Here is a 13,269-nt window from a genome sequence, read left to right as displayed (position 1 = left end):
TCTACCAGTTCTTTCGAATCTTAAAATAGTAAAGTATATCGCCAATCCAGGAAAAGGATAAGTTCAAGTCACAATCGATACAGGCTTCTTTTTTTTCCGTTTAATTAAGCCATTCACTACCAATACACCCAAAATTGAAATCATTCCACCTAGCAAGGCTAGACTACTAGGGACTTCCTGTAGCCAAAGCCATGAAACAATAATGGCTATAATGGGTTCAATATATAAAATACTAGAGATCGAACTTGCCTTTCCTAATGAAAGTGCAATCGTCCATGTAACATATCCAATTGCAGACGGAAATATTCCAAGAAAAATAACAGATAGATTCGCTTCTAGCGTTGCCTGTTGAATCGTGTCTATAATGCCAGGCATATAAAAGAAAAATGGCAAGGTCCCTGCCCAAGTTACATACGCTGTCACTTCAATCGGCGAGTAACGTTTAAATAATGGTTTTTGAAAGACAAAATAGATGGAAGTGGCAATGGCTGCCATAATTAATAAGAGGGCTCCAGTCGAAATTTCAAATGAAGAGCCTGACGAACCAACTGTAATTAAAGCAATGCCGACAAATCCAATGAATAGCCCTACCCAACCATTTCGGTCTAACCTTTCTTTTGAAAAAATAACAGCGATAATGGCTGTAAATATAGGAGATGAGCCAATTAGCAACCCAGCCGTTCCAGCTGAAATGGTTACTTCGCCGTAACCAACGCCAAGATGATAGACACTTATCCCAATCCATCCGAGAATCAATATTTTGAGAAGGTCCTGTCTTTTAGGTAGTTTAAATTTGACCCCTGGCCACATGGCATAAAGGATAAAAGCTGCTGAAGCAATGACATGCCGAAGTAGCATTAAATGACCGGGTGAATATCCTCCATGAAGACTAGCACGAATCGCCGTAAAAGCCGTTCCCCATACAATTACAGTGATAAAAGCCATTATATAAGCTCTCGACATTTAAAATCTCTCCTTTTCCACAACACCCTTAAACTACTACGAATACCTTAAAAGTTCAATAAATATCATTCAGAGATAAAAATAAGTGACAGGCATCTTCCAGAAATGGAAGATGCCTGTCACCCGTTCTTTATTGAGGTGGATTTACATCCTCTGGGATTAATGAAATATACGTTTCGCCTTCAAGGCGTTCTTGCCATTCTGCTCTTGCCTTTTCAATGATTTCTTGATTTTCCATTGCTTCAATGGCTGTGCAGGCCATCACTTTTCCCGCTTGAAGCATTCCTTTATTGGCAATCGGCATAGTGCCTTGAGAAACAACTTGCCAAGTGTGAAGTGGAGTACCAAGAGCAAAACATGCTGTAATGCATTGCATGGTTGGAACAACCCAACTTACATCCCCAACATCCGTTGAAGCAGTTAATAATACCTCATCTCCAAGAGGTGGTATGATGTCGGCTATATCTTTACTTTTCAGTTTCTTAGCTGATTCTCGATCCAAACCAGCCATTTCAGCATCAATATCTTCTTGTGAAAGCGTGGAACGAATTTCCTTCGCATACTGTAAGTCAAATTCGTCATACGCTGGAACACCAACCGCCTTTAAATTTTTATACATGGTGTCTGCTAAGATTGAATTCGGAATCAAATTCGATGCCGCCCCTTCAAACACAACCTCCATTGAAGTTTCAGTCATCAGTGCTGCACCTTGGGCAATCTTATAGACACGCTCGTATAGTTCTTTTACTTGCTGTTTCTTTGGAGCACGAATCAGATAGACTACTTCTGCATGAGGCTGTACAACGTTTGGTGAGGTACCACCGGTATCGGTAATAGCATAATGAACTCTTGCTTCCGGAATCATGTGTTCTCTTAAATAATTCACACCTACATTCATCAATTCTACTGCGTCTAAAGCACTTCGTCCTAAATGTGGAGCTTGTGCTGCATGCGCGCTCTTTCCCTTAAATTTAAAAGTGGCTGAGTAGTTCGCTAAAGTACTGATATTCCAAATACCAGGTTTTGTGAATGGATGCCAAGAAAATGCAACATCAACATCATCAAACAATCCGGCACGAGCCATAAATGCCTTTCCAGATCCACTCTCCTCAGCTGGACAACCATAATAACGGACCGTCCCCTTTAAACCCGTTTGCACCATATAATCTTTAATAGCAACTGCTGCTGCAAAAGATCCCGAACCTAAAAGGTTGTGACCGCACCCATGACCGTGACCACCTTCAATAACAGGCTTGGGTTCTGTAAGACCTCTTTGCTGACTTAATCCAGATAATGCATCAAACTCTCCTAATATCGCTACAATCGGTTTTCCATCTCCATAACTTCCGATAAATCCCGTTTGTAATCCAGCAACTTTTCTCTCCACTTGAAATCCCTCAGATTCCAAGGCGCTGCATATTAATTCGGATGATTGATGTTCTTCGAAGTAAATTTCTGGACTTTCCCAAATACAATTACTCAATTCAATGATTTTATCTTTCTTTTCCTCAATTAAGTTCGATATCACTTTATGTAATTCCATTCAACAGTCCCCCCAAAAACTTTTGATGTGTCTTTGTAAACTAGGCACTTGCTTTTTCCAGAAGGTCTTCTTTTTTATCACGAATGGTTAATATAGCTACAATACAAATAACCGAAAATACAATAAGCATCCAAAAGGCTGCATTAAAGGAACCATTAAATGCATCAACAATAAACCCAATTGCCATTGGCGTGATAAAGCCAGCCAACTGCCCTCCCGTATTGGCAATTCCCATAGCTGTTCCAGTTACCGAAGATGGTAATTGCTTAAGGATAATCGATGGCAATAATGTAACAACAAAAGCGATAAAGAGATTGACAATCGTTTGATACACAATAAACATGGTCACACTGGTTGCCGTAAACATAAGGAATAACAAAATTCCAATAAGGGCACAAGAAATGCCCCCTGCCAATCGATCTCGACCGTTTGATAGCTTGTCAATAATATAACCGCCTAAGTATATTCCTGCTAACATGGTGATTCCTGGGATTGTCTGAACCCAACCAATTGATATTAAATCTAGACCTCTATTTTGGACTAAATAAGTTGGAATCCACGTAGCAAGTCCCCAGTTAACAGCATAAATACAAAAATAGGCAACAACTAAATTCCAGACCATAGGTGTTCTAAATAATGAACCAAAAATCCCCTTTTCACCCGAAACGTTCGTTTGACCTGTTCGAACAGTTGTATTACTTTCAGGAAGTTTAATGTAGAACCAATAAAGAACGGCAATGATCGCTCCAGCGGCTCCCATGATAATAAATGTAGTACGCCAGCCTATCGTCGTTAAGAGAGCCGCAGATAAGATGGGAATAATAAGGGCAACAATTCCACTTGAAGAAAGCATAACTGACATCGCTCGACCACGTTCTTCTTTTGGAAAAGAAAGAGAGATAATTTTCGAGCTTGATGGCTGAAATCCCCCTTCTCCAATCCCGAATAAAAACCGGATCACAACCATTGAGGCAAGAGACCAAGCGGCACCGGTCAATCCTGTAAAAATCGACCAAAGAATAACGGAAGCTATGAGGACTTTCCGAGGTCCAAACCGATCAGCCAGCCACCCTCCAGGCATTTGCATAATCGCATAGCCCGCAAAAAAGCTACTCAGTAATAGACCTGTAGAGGATGGACTTAATTGCAGATCCTCCGTTATGGACAAAACAGCATAGTTCATAATATATCGATCTAAATTTCCTAAAGCCCAACCTAAAAATAGTAAAGCTAGGACCAAATTTCGATTGCGTTTTGAATTCATATGTATAAATCCTCCTGTTGCTTTTAAATTTAATGTTTAGATGTGAAACAAAACGCACACTAGAACAAGGAAAAAATCCAAACTAGCACTTGCATTTATAGACATCCTATTGCAAATCCAATCAATTTCCTAAGGTCGTCAAGCTAATTCTATCGTCTTCAAAATGATTTGGTGATATGCTTATTCTGCCAAAAGTATTTTTTTTATATTCGTTTACTACATTTTGCCCTTAGAAAGATGATTTTCCTACTAAATTAGAATAAATTTTAATGATACAATTGTAAATAAAAAAATGAGCACCGCCAAAACACTGTGCTCATTTTTTAACTAAAAACAATCGATGATTTTATATATTTATATTTACATTACAAAAATACTTAAGTGTCCAAGAGGTTTCATCCCTAAACTTGTCCCATTTGCAAGGATGGTACTTTGGGCTACTTCACGACGAAAGGCTTCTTATTCCTCTAATCGCGCCCAAACCGAAAGGATTCATTTCATTATCGATTGAAAAAACAGCTTTAAAATAGTAAAAAACCTCTCCCTTATTAATGAATACGGAGAGGTTACTATTAAAGTTGTTATTAATGAGGAGCTTATGCAGCTTTCATCACGTCATTTGAATCTTTTTGAAAAATCAGGTGACCTAGTGACCACAATTTACTTCCATTGATAGCTAGGTATACAGCCATGGCTAATAAAACGACGTCTAATTCGTATCCGGCCATTTGTCCATTTCCTAAGAAACCTAGTGGAAGCTTCACTGTTACAGTTGCCCCAATCATGATAATACCAATTAAAATAGAGACAATCTTCGTTGCAAAGCCTATGATTAATGCAATTCCACCTACTAATTCGATAATAGCCACTACATAAGCTAAAAATCCTGGTAGCCCAATACTACTAAACCATGCTACTTGATTTTCAATCCCACCCTGAAATTTAACAAATCCATGAATAAAAAAAGTGATTCCTAATACTACTCGTAAAATAAGTGCTCCAATCTCGTGTTTAATAACCATGCTTCCATCATTCTCCTTCTAAATATATATTTTGCATTTTTATAAAATCGTTTAAAGTCCCAAACAAACAATCCCTTACAACCAACTCGTTATTCGAACAAAACGTATTTATAATTTTAATTTATTTATCTTCAATTAACTGTATTTTAAGATGCATTTCCTTTAGTCATTCATTTATAACCTCTCCTTAATCGATTCTTTCACAAAATAGATTTAGTTAATATATTTTTATTTAAATTATCTCTAATTAAGGATAATTTTACTTAGTTTATCTCTTTCTGTCAATGCTTTTTTGTTTATTTTTCAAGTGAATCTTATAGCTCGCTCCCTATTTAATAATAAAAATGAGCACTGGGCTATCCAGTGCTCATCTTTAAGAATTATTGATTAGCTTGTTGTAATCGTGCTTCGATTTCAGTCATTAATTTACCTGCTTCTTCCCAGTTCCCATTTGAAAGGGCATCCTGATACGCTCCAAAAAGCTCAGAGAACTCCTGCAATAATTGGTCAGAATCAGTTGGGATTCCTGGTGTAGGCGGTCCCTCCTCCACTGTTTCTCCAGAACCCTCTGATGTACCTTCTTGTTGCGGTACTTCAGGCTGTAAGTCACCTGCATCGATATCCCCGCTGGCTAGTTCTAAGATACGATCTAATGCCTTATCAAATGTTGCCTCCATGACAATATGATCCTGATAAGCAACAACCACCTGTTTGACTTCCGGTAATGAGGTTTCATTAGCTGACTCGATATAGATTGGTTCCACATAAAGCATAGTGTCTTCAATCGGTATAGACAAGAGGTTTCCTCGAATCACTTGAGAACCACCCTGTGACCATAGATTTAACTCTTGAGAGATCACACTGTCTTGATTGATCCGGTTTTCAATTTGCTGCGGACCATAGACATTTTCTTGTTTTGGAAAACGGTAGACGAACTTTTCTCCATAATGTTCGCCGTCATTTCGTACACCAATCCAACCAATCATGTTCTGTCGATTTCTTGGTGTATATGGCATCATTAAAATGAACTCTTCCTTCTCATATTCCGGAAGTTTCATCGTTACATAGTAAGGTTCCATTTCAATATCTTCATTAAAATAATGCTCGGTTGGAAACTCCCAACGATCTTCTCGATTATAAAAAATCTCTAAGTTTGTCATATGGTACGTACCATATTTGTTTGCTTGAATCGAAAATAATCTTTCTGGGTAACGGAAATGGTTTTCCACATCTTCTGGAACTTCTGTTGTAAAAAGTTCAGGGAAGATATTTTGATACGTTTTAAGTAATGGATCATTAGGTTCAGTTATAAAGAAATCAACTTCTCCAGTGTAAGCATCAATCATAACCTTTGCTGCATTTTTAATGTAGTTATAATTGCCCTGATAATTTTCTGCATATGGGTAGCCCTGTTCTACTAAATAGGCATCAATGATCCAAGCTAGCGTCCCATCATCTCGGACAATAATATATGGATCCTCATCATACTCAAAAAATGGAGCAATTCGATTTACACGGTCCATTATATTACGTGTATCTAAAAGCTGACTTTCACTCGAAAGTTGGTCGGACACAAACATTCTGAAGGACCCTTCATTAATTGCAAATAAGAAACGGTTCCACCCACTTAATCCAATCCCCTTATCAGCTTTATAACGGTTCGTCACATTTTCTTCACCGGCTGGATAGTCAAATTCATCCACAGCTGAGTTAACAATGACATTCGGATAATCCAATTCTCCAAAATAAATCTGAGGTCGCTCTACGTTTACTTTTCCTTCTGGAGGAAGATTTTTCACAATATATTGCGGTTGCCCTTGAGAAGTAACTTCATTGACTTGGCTCATCGCAATTCCATATCCATGTGTATAACGTAATGTCCGGTTAACCCAGGTTTGGGCTTGATCTGGCAAGTCCTGTGTATTCAATTCCCGTGCGCCTAGAAATACTTGCTGGTACTCCCCATCAATTTCATATCGATCCACATCAATATCATTAAATTGATAATAGGTACGGAACGTCTGCAATTGATTGTAAATATCAAGTAATGGGCGGGCATCATTAATTCGTACGTTATTAATCGTTAGTTCATTATTTTTTAGCATTTCTGTACTTAACGAATCTTGATTCCCTGGATGCTCGGTTATATGAATATTTTCAAGTTCATAAGCTTGTCGAGTAAAATTCAAATTATGTTCTAAATACGGTTTTTCCCGTTGAAACTCATTTGGCTCTACGACATAGTTCTGGACAATCGCAGACGCTGCTTGTCCTAGTATGATAACCGCAAAATAAACGATAATCGGTTTCAACACGGACTGAATATTTCCTTTTCTCAGAGCTAAAATAATCCAAATCGCACCAATAACCGCTACTGCAGCTAGGATATAGGCAACAGGGATATTAACGATTCGATCGGTGTAGCTTAAGCCGTGTACGACACTGTCCTGAAAAATATTCACTTGATTCGTAAGAAGCGTTCGAAAAGGTGTTAGTAAATGAGAACCGGCAAGTAATACACCAATGACGGCAATCGTAAAACCAAGATGAATTTGCGCTGACCGATTCATTCGATACATGTGAAAAACAGAGTAGGCAACGCCCACAGCGACAAGGATAAAGAATCCTAATCCTAGTAAAATATTAATAATCATTTCTAAAAATGGGAGAACAAACATGTAGAAGGAAATATCTCGGTTAAAAATCGGATCACTTTCTCCAAAAGTCTCATAGTTTAAAACTTTTAAAAGTGGTTCCCAGCCCACGCCTTGGATAATCGTACTACCGATAAATCCTACAAAAACAGCAATGGCAATAATCAATAAATTTACAGCGGTTTTCTTTTCATAGAGAAATGGGGGAAGCTGATTCTGATCAAAGTGGCTAAGATAGCTCTTACGTATCCAGAATAAAGTCAGCCACGTTACTAACCCATAAATAACAAATCCAGCTGTACCAAGCATAAACTTACTTCTTAGGATAGTTGTGAATACGCTCCCAAAATCAAGTGAATCCATCCAGATATATTCTGTGATCCATTGGAATGTAGCCGCACCCATGACGAAAAGAAGTAGTAAAATTCCAATTAGAGCACCCGTCCAACCACCAAACTTTTTTACCTTTTTCATTTGCTTACGGTTTGTGTATACCTTAAAATCCATACGCCCTCCTTTATCGGTTCCTTTTGAAAATAAATTACTAGTCTTTTAGACTAATGCAGAAAGGTCCGATTTTATGTAATGTTTTCTGTTACTTATATTTTAACAATAATGCATCTATAAGTCATTCCAAGTGGTTTTAGATAAGGTTCAATATTTTCCATGATACATAGACAGTAGAGATTAATAGTTAATAGATTGCCTTAACATACCAAAAATAATAATCATATCCTAACCCCTAATCACTACAGTTATAATAAGATATAATTGGTTATAATTAACGATAGCTAAAGGTTGAGGTGAAACATGAAAAAGCAGTTTAAGTTCGTTCATATTCTCTTATTTTTCCTTTTAATCGCTGCTGCGTGTTCTAATAACCAAGGAACAACAGACCTAGATTCAAACAACAGGGAATCAGCAACTACAAATAAGGAAAAGGTTGAATTAACCATTTCAGCAGCAGCTAGTTTGAAAGAAACACTGGATGTCATTCAACAATCCTATCAAGTGGAACATCCCGAGGTCTCGTTGAAAATCAACTTTGGAGGTTCCGGATCGCTACAACACCAAATCTCTCAAGGAGCACCAGTTGATCTATTTTTCTCAGCAGCAGAGGATAAATTTGATTTATTGGTTGAGAAAGGAAATATTGCAAAAGAGGAAGCAGTCGATCTTCTTGGAAATGAACTCGTGTTAGTTGTCCCCAAAGGAGATCAATCCATTAAAGGTTTCGAGGATCTTTCAAAAGCAGAGGTTGGTAAAATTTCAATTGGAACACCAGAGACTGTTCCTGCGGGTAAATACGCAAAAGAGGCTCTTGAAAACATGGATATTTGGGGGAATGTTGAGTCAAAAGGAGTCGTCTATGCGAAAGATGTTCGTCAAGTATTGTCCTATGTAGAAACTGGAAATGTTGACGCTGGCATTGTGTACAAAACAGATGCATTGGTTTCAGATAGAGTAGACATCATAGCAACAGCTGATCCGGCATCACACACGCCTATTATTTATCCTGTTGGAATCATTAAAGACTCTAAAAATTACGAAGCGGCAAAAGAGTTTATTACCTATTTACAAAGCGAAAATGCACTGAAAGTGTTTGAAGAATATGGATTTATTATTAAGTAAGATCTTAGCCGAAGAGTTTTTAAGCCCAATTTGGATATCTATAAAAATCGCTACTCTATCCGGCGTTGTTGTTATTATAATCGGAACATTGACTGGACGACTTTTAGCAAGGACATCGTTTAAAGGAAAAGCCATTTTAGAAACGATTCTTATGCTTCCAATGGTGCTTCCTCCGACGGTAGTTGGATTCTTTCTAATTGTTATCTTCGGTAAGAATAGCATAATGGGACAGGCTATCGAATGGATATTTACACAACCCATTATCTTCACTTGGTCGGCTGCTGTCATCGCTGCAATCGTTGTCGCGTTTCCACTTATGTTTCAGTCCGCAAAATCAGGATTTCAAGGGGTAGACCGTGACATTGAAGATTCCGCAAGAGTAGATGGAGCAAGTGAGTGGAGGGTTTTCTTATTTATCTCGATACCTCTAGCCTCGAAGGCACTTATTACTGGAAGTATTTTAAGCTTGGCTCGAGCATTGGGGGAATTTGGAGCTACATTAATGTTTGCAGGGAACATTCCTGGAGAAACACAGACCATACCTATAGCGATTTATATAGCCATTGACTCTGGTAATATGACAATGGCATGGCTATGGGTGATTTCCATCGTTGTCATCTCCTTCCTGATGCTACTGGCTATACGGGTAAAACAAGAATGACATGAAACTCTATAGGAACGGGTCTAATCAAAAGAATTATATTTAATAAAACGAAACTAGGCGCTGTTCTTAAATTTAAGGGAAGTGCCTACTATTTTGAAAGAATTGTTACTTCTCTATTTTTAATAACCTTTCGCGCAACTTCGCCTTAAGATAATACGAACAATCTAGTTTTACTATTTTCCATTTTTTAGAAAAGGGGCTGAATCCAATTTGGACTCAGCCTTAGAGTTTGGACGATATTAGGATTCTTTTACTACGGGTTTTCCCGCTTCAATTAAAACTTTATTGCGCCCTAGGAAAATTGCAAGGACCGTAATAAATATCCCCGTTCCAACTAACATCCATTCTATTCTAATGAAATCTGCTATTGGACCAAAGATAAGCATACCTAGTGGCATCATCGAGGTTGAGATCATCCCCATAACGCCAAAAACTCTACCTAAATACTCTTCCTCTACTTTCTCTTGTAACAGAACGGTTGCTGGAGTATTTAAAATAGGCATAGCAACACCGAATAAGGCCATAAAAGCCAAGTAAATCCAAAAGTTTGGTACTACACCAAGTGCAAATGTACAGATTCCCATAATCACACTGGCAAACCCCAATGTTTTTATCCTATTTTGGAAACCTCCCCACGAAGCGATGATTCCTCCACCTATCATCATCCCAACAGAAAAGGCAATTTCGGTTGCAGAAAGTCTCCACACATCATCACCAAAACTACGTGTCACTTGCAGCGGAGTTAAAAAGGATGCGGGTGCCATTAATACAAAGAAGATCGCCAGGAATATGAAAAAGACCTTTAAAAACTTGTGATTATTTACATATTTTACGCCCAATTTAAAGTCATTCAAATAACTTACGGTTTGCTTTTCTCGCGCCTTCTTATGCACCGCTACTTTAACAAAGAAGAGCAATGTCACGATTCCAATAGCTGCTGTAATCACATCAATAAAAAAGATTGTTTCAATTGTCGCAAAACCTAATAAAGCCGCACTCACCATAGGTGACAAAAACATAATAATGGCTTGAATACTTCCATTTACTCCATTAACCTTTGTCAATTTATCTTGTGGAACAATTTGTGGTAAAATCGCACCGACAGCAGGCATTTGAACTCCAGTTCCGAAAGCACGAATCCCCGCCATCACAAATAATAGCCAAATGGGATCATATCCCATTAAAAAGAGAATAGCCAGAATTAGCGTAGCCGAAGCAATAAGTCCATCAGCTAAAACAATTAATATTTTCCGGTTGTAACGGTCAGCCCATACCCCTGCAACTGGTGACAATATGAAAGTTGGAATAAAGCCACAAAGGATAAACAACGTCATCATTAAACCGGATTCTGTCGTTAACGTAATATGCCACATAATCGCATATTGAACAAGGGACGATCCAAAAAGTGTAATGGTTTGACTGCTTAAAAAGAGAATAATATTCCTTAACCAATTCTCCTTGAGATTACTTTCAATTGTATTCATAAATGAACAACCCATTTCTATTCAAATTTTTCTGTTTTTCCTACACTCATGAACATCACATGGATCGAAGCCTCCTATATATAAAGACAGCAAAAAAAGAGGGAACCCTTGCCCCTCTTTTAAATAACCGTATATTATAGGTTTCCTTAAAAATAGACAGACCAATCCCGTTGCTCTGAACGTAGGCAGAGCCTTTAAACGTATTCAATTAACGGATGAAAGCTGGGAAACGTAGTCTCATTGATGCTGTCACAAGGATAACCTCCATTTCATTAATTCCATTTATTTTATCATACTTTTAACATATGTGAAGAAGGCTTTTACTTATATAGAACCATTATGGACATTATTTTAATTTAAAAAATCCGTTTTTTACCTTAAGAAATAATATCACATTTTTACCGGGATTAAACATACCGAAACCTGTTCGGTTTCATTGTGATATTTTCTAAGTTTTCCTTCATACACAAACTGACATTTAGGCATCTTCTGTAAATCATTTGGTGCGATAAGGGCTGGTGATTTTTCAATATCTAGGACATTACATTCTTTTAAAAGAGTCGCGACAAACTGGGAACAGAAGAAGGCCTTACTTCTCTGAATCGGTTTATTAAAGAGAAATCCTAATAATCCAAATAAATTATAACGATATTCTTCCCTTTGTGTTTTTAATTCTTCTATATAATCGTTCATCTTTTGCAATTGTTCTTCATTTACTTTAAGAGAATAGATCGCACAATCAGCTTGTTTAAATAGACCTTTCCTTATATCCTCTTTTACGAATCCACCGATAAATGGATTCCACTCTACTTTCCTTCCAAAGCTATATACTTCAGTTAACATGGAGTCGAAAGAAATGGACGCATGATTATAGGGTTTTTTCGTATATAGTTTTATCAGTCTGGTAAATAAAGTGCCCGTATCTGTTAAAAGAATATACACATTCCTACCGGTCATAAACATCCCCCTCTTCCTCTTTGGCTTTCTCTATGATCAATATACCTTGAAAGTTTAAAGAAAAGTTTAAGAGATTTCTTAAGAAATTCTTAATTTTTGGCTCTGTTAAGCTTGATTGCTAATGTTTGTTCCAGGCACTTTGCTTACCGAGGTAGTTTTCGTGCCTCCCACTACAATCAACATTAACCTTTTACACAGCCTCATTTTCAAAAAGTAATTGTGTTGATTTCCACCTTTATCATACAAAAGGAAAAAGATAAGATGAACCAACCAGAGCCTAGCTGCTCCTACGACTTAAGTTGTATTTTAAACTGAATAACCGAAGCCCTATCTCAGATGTCTTATTCAGAATTCTAATTATTTGATTCAAAACTATCAAACATCTATAATTTCTTTGAAGAACGAGGGAATTAAAATGGAGTATCGACACCTAATGAGAATTTTTGTAGCCCTATCTTAACTACCATTACATAATGAATGTAAAATCCTCGTCAACATATCCTATTAGGAGGTTCGCAAAATGAAAGTAGTAGCCATTGTAGGTAGTATTCGGAAGGATTCTTTTAACTTAAAACTGGCAAAGCATGTTCAAAAACGTTATGCTGATCAAATTGAACTTGAGATTTTAGACTTGTCACCTCTGCCAATGTACAACCAAGATAACGAACTAAATCCACCACAAATTGTTCAAGATTTTAAAGCGAAAGTCAAAGAAGCCCATGCGGTTCTTTGGGTAACACCAGAGTACAATGCCTCTATTCCGGGTGTGTTAGGAAATGCAATTGATTGGTTAAGCCGTGTAGACAAGGTAATGATTGGCAAACCATCCTTTATTATGGGGGCTTCAATGGGGGTTTTAGGAACTGTAAAAGCACAAATGCATTTGCGTGATATCCTATTTGCGAGTGGTTTAAATTCTCCCGTCTTAGGAGGAAATGAAGTATACGTTGGTGCAGCTCATGAAAAATTTGACGCCGACGGAAATTTAACAGACGAATCAACAGTTGCCTTTATAGATGGCGTTATTGCTAACTTCCAAGAATGGGTTAAACAATACATTTAATTGAGTAAAAGTAAAAGGATTGG

General features: G+C 37.5%; 10 protein-coding genes. 3 read left to right on the top strand and 7 right to left on the bottom strand.

Translation table 11 applies throughout. The features are described 5' to 3' along the window. Positions 1-63 precede the first annotated feature (63 nt). The 5 genes from Q5760_RS01100 to Q5760_RS01080 form a co-directional block, all read right to left on the bottom strand. A complete protein-coding gene (locus tag Q5760_RS01100; RefSeq protein WP_428910454.1) occupies positions 64-963 on the bottom strand; it encodes a DMT family transporter in 900 nt (299 codons plus the stop codon). A 130-nt stretch (positions 964-1,093) separates the two neighbouring features. Beyond that, positions 1,094-2,506 carry a M20 family metallopeptidase gene (locus Q5760_RS01095; RefSeq protein WP_428910453.1) on the bottom strand — a complete coding sequence of 471 codons (1,413 nt, stop codon included), beginning with the start codon at positions 2,504-2,506 and terminating at the stop codon, positions 1,094-1,096. Positions 2,507-2,546: 40 nt separating this feature from the next. After that, positions 2,547-3,770 (bottom strand): MFS transporter, encoded by a 1,224-nt coding sequence (locus Q5760_RS01090; RefSeq protein ID WP_428910452.1) that lies wholly within the window; start codon positions 3,768-3,770, stop codon positions 2,547-2,549. A 596-nt stretch (positions 3,771-4,366) separates the two neighbouring features. Further along, complete coding sequence (locus Q5760_RS01085; RefSeq protein ID WP_428910451.1) at positions 4,367-4,792, bottom strand: DoxX family protein; 426 nt, start codon at positions 4,790-4,792, stop codon at positions 4,367-4,369. Between the two features lie 380 nt (positions 4,793-5,172). After that, positions 5,173-7,953: a UPF0182 family protein gene (locus tag Q5760_RS01080; protein ID WP_428910450.1), complete on the bottom strand. Its 2,781-nt coding sequence runs from the start codon at positions 7,951-7,953 to the stop codon at positions 5,173-5,175. Between the two features lie 303 nt (positions 7,954-8,256). On the opposite strand from Q5760_RS01080, the gene modA reads away from it, so the two are divergent. Then, positions 8,257-9,078, top strand: a complete 822-nt coding sequence (gene modA / locus Q5760_RS01075; protein ID WP_428910449.1) for a molybdate ABC transporter substrate-binding protein — start codon at positions 8,257-8,259, stop codon at positions 9,076-9,078. Beyond that, the gene (gene modB, locus Q5760_RS01070; protein ID WP_428910448.1) at positions 9,059-9,739 is read left to right on the top strand and encodes a molybdate ABC transporter permease subunit; all 681 of its coding nucleotides are present in this window, start codon (positions 9,059-9,061) and stop codon (positions 9,737-9,739) included. The genes modA and modB overlap by 20 nt, the downstream gene beginning before the upstream one ends. Positions 9,740-9,981: 242 nt before the next feature. Here the strand turns inward: modB and Q5760_RS01065 are convergent, their stop codons facing one another. Next, entirely contained in the window at positions 9,982-11,226 is a 1,245-nt protein-coding gene (locus Q5760_RS01065) for an MFS transporter (RefSeq protein WP_428910447.1), read from the bottom strand. Between the two features lie 390 nt (positions 11,227-11,616). Beyond that, complete coding sequence (locus tag Q5760_RS01060) at positions 11,617-12,183, bottom strand: hypothetical protein (RefSeq protein WP_428910446.1); 567 nt, start codon at positions 12,181-12,183, stop codon at positions 11,617-11,619. 520 nt (positions 12,184-12,703) lie between these two features. Here Q5760_RS01060 and Q5760_RS01055 point away from each other — a divergent pair. Then, positions 12,704-13,246, top strand: a complete 543-nt coding sequence (locus Q5760_RS01055) for an NADPH-dependent FMN reductase (protein ID WP_428910445.1) — start codon at positions 12,704-12,706, stop codon at positions 13,244-13,246. The last annotated feature ends 23 nt before the right edge of the window (positions 13,247-13,269 follow it).

The sequence above is a fragment of the Niallia sp. Kr1 genome, assembly GCF_050389805.1.
Taxonomy (GTDB): Bacteria; Bacillota; Bacilli; order Bacillales; family Cytobacillaceae; genus Bacillus_BD.
This window is presented reverse-complemented; position numbering and strand designations above follow the sequence as displayed.

Coding starts and splice junctions, on each gene's coding strand:
- Q5760_RS01100 (WP_428910454.1), bottom strand. CDS start 963: ATGTCGAGAGCTTATATAATGGCTTTTATCACTGTAATTGTATGGGGA.
- Q5760_RS01095 (WP_428910453.1), bottom strand. CDS start 2,506: ATGGAATTACATAAAGTGATATCGAACTTAATTGAGGAAAAGAAAGAT.
- Q5760_RS01090 (WP_428910452.1), bottom strand. CDS start 3,770: ATGAATTCAAAACGCAATCGAAATTTGGTCCTAGCTTTACTATTTTTA.
- Q5760_RS01085 (WP_428910451.1), bottom strand. CDS start 4,792: ATGGTTATTAAACACGAGATTGGAGCACTTATTTTACGAGTAGTATTA.
- Q5760_RS01080 (WP_428910450.1), bottom strand. CDS start 7,953: ATGGATTTTAAGGTATACACAAACCGTAAGCAAATGAAAAAGGTAAAA.
- modA (WP_428910449.1), top strand. CDS start 8,257: ATGAAAAAGCAGTTTAAGTTCGTTCATATTCTCTTATTTTTCCTTTTA.
- modB (WP_428910448.1), top strand. CDS start 9,059: ATGGATTTATTATTAAGTAAGATCTTAGCCGAAGAGTTTTTAAGCCCA.
- Q5760_RS01065 (WP_428910447.1), bottom strand. CDS start 11,226: ATGAATACAATTGAAAGTAATCTCAAGGAGAATTGGTTAAGGAATATT.
- Q5760_RS01060 (WP_428910446.1), bottom strand. CDS start 12,183: ATGACCGGTAGGAATGTGTATATTCTTTTAACAGATACGGGCACTTTA.
- Q5760_RS01055 (WP_428910445.1), top strand. CDS start 12,704: ATGAAAGTAGTAGCCATTGTAGGTAGTATTCGGAAGGATTCTTTTAAC.